The organism is Bradyrhizobium sp. P2_E8 (genome assembly GCF_056403875.1).
The window spans coordinates 1-3,246 of sequence record NZ_JBFUES010000857.1; the positions used below are offsets into that span (position 1 = coordinate 1).

At 63.0% G+C, this 3,246-nt stretch carries 4 protein-coding genes; 3 read left to right on the forward strand and 1 reads right to left on the reverse strand.

The annotated features are described in order from the left end of the window. Nucleotides 1–186 precede the first annotated feature (186 nt). The gene (locus AC1D00_RS33120) at nt 187–1,311 is read right to left on the reverse strand and encodes an ROK family protein (RefSeq protein WP_027547569.1); all 1,125 of its coding nucleotides are present in this window, start codon (nt 1,309–1,311) and stop codon (nt 187–189) included. Between the two features lie 328 nt (nt 1,312–1,639). Between AC1D00_RS33120 and rplU the strand changes: the two genes are divergently transcribed. The 3 genes from rplU (at nt 1,640) to AC1D00_RS33135 (ending at nt 3,117) form a co-directional block, all read left to right on the forward strand. Continuing rightward, nucleotides 1,640–2,029: a 50S ribosomal protein L21 gene (gene rplU / locus AC1D00_RS33125; RefSeq protein ID WP_135178832.1), complete on the forward strand. Its 390-nt coding sequence runs from the start codon at nt 1,640–1,642 to the stop codon at nt 2,027–2,029. Between the two features lie 97 nt (nt 2,030–2,126). Next, the gene (rpmA, locus tag AC1D00_RS33130; RefSeq protein WP_011083253.1) at nt 2,127–2,396 is read left to right on the forward strand and encodes a 50S ribosomal protein L27; all 270 of its coding nucleotides are present in this window, start codon (nt 2,127–2,129) and stop codon (nt 2,394–2,396) included. Nucleotides 2,397–2,523: 127 nt separating this feature from the next. Next, entirely contained in the window at nt 2,524–3,117 is a 594-nt protein-coding gene (locus tag AC1D00_RS33135; RefSeq protein ID WP_477013568.1) for a GNAT family N-acetyltransferase, read from the forward strand. Nucleotides 3,118–3,246 lie beyond the last annotated feature (129 nt).

Here is a 3,246-nt window from a genome sequence, read left to right on the forward strand (position 1 = left end):
CGCTCTGGGACTCCGAAAGAGGGGTCGGGACCGCCAGACGCGGTAAACACTGGCGGTCCCGGTGCCGCTCATTGAAATGCTGGCCAGGAAGGGCGGCTTCGCCGGCCAGGTGAGGCGACAAATTCGACCGTAGCGGGTGCCCCATGCACCGCAACGCAATCCGTCCCTTAACCTAACCAGTCAAGGTTACTCCTTGTCAGACTTGGCCTTTTTCTTCCCGTTCTCGGTAGAATCACGGTCTTTCCCATTGTCCTTGCGGCGGTTGGTGAAGCGCGCATTGCCGAGGCCCGTGCCGATGGTGAGCACGCCCCAGCGCTCCACGTCCTGCATGAACGGCACCTCCGACAGGCCCTGAACCACGCCGTCATTGTGCATCAGGATCGCGGTGTCGTGCTCGCCGATCTCGGGGATGCCCTCGCTCAGGCTTGCCGGCAGGTTGAACTTGCTGCTCTCCCAATTGCCCGGCAGGTTCTGCGCACCCTTTTCGATCGAGCCGTCCGCGTTGATCACGCCGGGGCAGGCGATGCCGATGAAGGGCGCGAGCTTGAAGCCTTCGGTCTCGGCCTCGGTGATCAGCCCCTTCAGCATCTTGGTGAGCCGCTTCACCGCGCCTTCGCGCGTCGGCTCGTCATCGGCATGACGCCACAGCTCGGATGTCACGACCTTGGCCTTCGACAGGTCTTTTGCCTTTTTCCAGCTGGTTTCCACGAGGCCACAGCGGATATTCGTGCCGCCGATATCGACGGCGAGGATGCTGTCATGGGCCTCGAAGATCCATGACGGCGCGAGATGCAGCGCGCCGATCAGGCCGGCTTCATCGGGATGATGGCGGATCGGCTGCATGTCGATCTTGAAGTCCTCGGATTTCAGGATGATCTCGGTGCGCGCGATCGCGAGCTCGCCGAGCCTGGAATCCCGAAATCCGCCGCCGACGATGATGCGCTCGGTCTTGGCCCAGGCCTTGGTCTTGAGGAAGCGGCGCGTGACATAAGCGAGCTCCTGGGCGAAATCCTCGATCGCGCTGTGCACCAGCGCCGAGGCCTCGGTGTCGTCGCCGATCAGGATCGCATCCAGTGTCTTCTTGCTGATCTGGTCCGAGGGCTCCTTGCCGAACGGGTCCTCGCCGGTCTTGCGCAGCGGCTTGCGCCAGCGGTCGAGGATGTCGCGGAACGCGCCCTTGCTGGCGCGGTCGCCGAGAAAACCGTCCTCGTCCTTGATCTCGAGGTTGAAACTGTCGACATCCACCGACGGCAGGCGGCTCGCGCCGTGCTGCGCAATGCCCGTCGTCGCGACCAGTTCGTCCGTTGCCATGGGTGCCCTTGCCCGCTTGCGAAATCTTGGGACAACGGCGCGGGAACCCGTTGGTTGCAAAGCCGGCGGAGAATCGGCTAACGGGCGGACGGGCGGCCAAATCCTTCAAATCCGGGCCTTTTTCGGCGGTTTTCCTTGACTTGCGGCGTCCGGCGGCTATAAGTCCCACACCCGGCGCGGGGCGTTTCTCGCGCCGCTTGTTTTTGTGTGGGTTTTCAAAGGGATAACTCCCGCCCGCACAAAACTCGCATAAACCCATAGCGACTGACAAAAAGCCGGCCCCGACAGACTGTCGCGAGGCCGGGATTGAACACGAAGGAAAACAACGATGTTCGCAGTCATCAAAACCGGCGGCCGGCAGTACCGCGTCGCTCCGGATGATGTCTTGGAAGTAGGCAAGATCGAAGGCGAAGTCGGCTCGATCGTGCAGCTGAATGAAGTTCTGGTGGTCGGCGGCGACACGCCGATCCTGGGCCTGCCGACGGTGGCCGGTGCGTCCGTGGCGGTCGAGGTGCTCGACCACAAGCGCGGCCCCAAGGTCATCGCGTTCAAGAAGCGCCGCCGCAAGAATTCGCGCCGCAAGCGTGGCTACCGCGACGAGATCACGGTGCTGCGCGTCAGCGAGATCCTGACGGACAACGCCAAGCCCACCAAGGGGCCGCGTCCGAAAAGGGAGAAGGTCGCCAAGGAAGCGACCAAGGAAGACGCCGCCGCATAAATTGATCACGCCAATTCACGAATTGATGCGTGAGAAATTGTGAAATGATTCCGTCAAGGAATTGATCTAGAACTACTCAGGATTTCGGAGACGAGCCATGGCTCACAAAAAAGCAGGCGGTTCATCGCGCAACGGTCGCGATTCCAAGGGCAAGCGCCTCGGTATCAAGGCGTTCGGCGGGGAAGTTGTGATTCCCGGCAACATCATTGCGCGTCAGCGCGGCACCACCTGGCATCCCGGCCTTAATGTCGGCATGGGCACGGACCACACTTTGTTCGCCAAGATCGAGGGTCGCGTCACGTTCCAAGCCAAAGCCAACGGCCGCACGTTCGTATCGGTGCTCCCGATCGCAGAGGCGGCTGAATAGACGGTGGATCAAATTTGGAGTCCGCCGGGTCCTGACCAAACCGGCGGAGTCCACAAGTAGGCTCCAGGGGAGGCGGGAAACCGGCCTCCCCTTTCGTTTTGTCTTAGTGACTTCGACGGAGCCGGACATGTTGCAGGATTTTTCGAGCACCACCTTGCGGGCGGCGAGACCGAGCGTCGTCGCCACCGAACGGCTGACCTTGCGGCGCCCGACACTTGCCGATGTCAGGACCATCGCCCACCTCGCCAACGACCGCCGTGTCGCGGAAAATACCCGCCGCCTGCCGCATCCCTATTCGCAGGACGACGCCGTCGAATTCGTCCGCGCCACCGCCGAGATCGGCAGCGAGACCGTGTTCCTGATCGAGCACGACCGCGGACCGGTCGGCATGGTCGGGATCGACTGTTCGAAGCCCGACAATGCCGAGCTCGGCTACTGGCTCGGCGTCGAGCATTGGGGCCGGGGCTTCGCCACCGAGGCCGCGCGCGGCGCGATCGACTTCTTCTTCGAGGAGTTCGAGGACGACCACCTCTATGCCGGCGCGCGCGTCACCAACCCCGCCTCGCGCAAGGTGCTGGAAAAGTGCGGCTTCCAGTGGAGCGGCGTCCAGCTGCACCGCTTCCTGGCGCTGGGCTCCTCCACACCCGTCGACTGCTTCCGCCTGTCGCGCGGCGTGTGGGCGTCGCTGAAGAGCTGGAGCAGCGCGAGACGGATGTGGTAGGTAGAAGCGCCGCTACATTTCTCCACTGTCGTCCCGGGGCGCGACGAAGTCGCGAGCCCGGGACCCATAATCCCAGGGAGAAGTGTGAGGCAAAGCGCCCACTCCGAGCCTTCGCAAAACKACCTCTTG

What these genes read in the sequence shown, in the direction of transcription:
- AC1D00_RS33120 (WP_027547569.1), bottom strand. Translation starts at nt 1,311, where the DNA reads ATGGCAACGGACGAACTGGTCGCGACGACGGGCATTGCGCAGCACGGC.
- rplU (WP_135178832.1), top strand. Translation starts at nt 1,640, where the DNA reads ATGTTCGCAGTCATCAAAACCGGCGGCCGGCAGTACCGCGTCGCTCCG.
- rpmA (WP_011083253.1), top strand. Translation starts at nt 2,127, where the DNA reads ATGGCTCACAAAAAAGCAGGCGGTTCATCGCGCAACGGTCGCGATTCC.
- AC1D00_RS33135 (WP_477013568.1), top strand. Translation starts at nt 2,524, where the DNA reads ATGTTGCAGGATTTTTCGAGCACCACCTTGCGGGCGGCGAGACCGAGC.